Origin of the sequence: Microvirga tunisiensis (assembly GCF_009296175.1) — a bacterium.
Lineage (GTDB): Bacteria > Pseudomonadota > Alphaproteobacteria > Rhizobiales > Beijerinckiaceae > Microvirga > Microvirga tunisiensis.
The window spans coordinates 1-800 of sequence record NZ_VOSK01000906.1 but is presented as its reverse complement, the minus strand read 5'-3'; the positions used below and the strand labels follow the sequence as shown (position 1 = coordinate 800).

Annotated in this window: 1 protein-coding gene; it reads right to left on the bottom strand. The window is 64.8% G+C overall.

Features of this window, described 5'->3' with window-relative positions:
* On the bottom strand, positions 1–330 hold a 330-nt coding region (locus FS320_RS44445; RefSeq protein WP_152718790.1), incomplete at its 3' end, for a hypothetical protein.
* Positions 331–800: the final 470 nt, after the last annotated feature.

The window sequence follows — 800 nt, the reverse complement described above, 5'->3', positions numbered from 1 at the left end:
TGATCGAGCCGGCTCATGCGCTCCTCCGTGTCGTCCCGTGACACGGTAGGTCGACTTCAACCGGAGGCGACATCTCGTAAATCTGGCCGTCGCCTTACTCACACATTCGCGCGTCGCGCTACACTTGCCGAACCCGGCTTCCAGGTGCCACCGCCGCTTGCGCTCGGGGTCGTGGTGCTCGCCGTCGAGGGGGACGATCACGGCCGCGAGTTGGCTGTCTGCGAGGATCAGTTTGCCCTCGCTGTCATGGCCGTCGATGAGCACGCGCATGGGCTGGAATGAGATGTCGAGGGGCACCGCGGTTGCTGCCAGAAGTCCGAGATGCCTCATTGGTCGCCTCCGTTGAGTTCAGGCCAACGGGGATCTTCCGTTGGATGGTGTCTGCCTGAGGGTGCCAGCGCTGCGGCTGGGTTCATGGTCGCGATTGGGCATCCGTCCGGCATGAGGGCGAGCGTGCCCGCCTTCGGCCGGTGCGGCAGAGGCAGGGGCAGGGACAGTCTGTTGAGCTGTGGCCGTGATGGCGGCGGAGTGTGGCCTGCGACATGGGCGCTACTCTCGTTAGCCCGTAGTATCGTCCAGCCTCCGGCCCCCCGCTATCGGAGTTTGTCCTGAAAATGATGGAGGCAGACCCTGATTTGCGCCTGCCCTGCGCGTCGCGGCGGACCCTGTCCTAAAGATTCAGGGCTTGCCTCCGGCAGTTTCAGGGTTTTGCACCAGTGAGGAAGACGGCTTGGCAGTGTATCCTGCCATGGCACTCGGGCTCACCGGAACGGCCGCAGGCCTGGGGCGCGGAAGGAAGG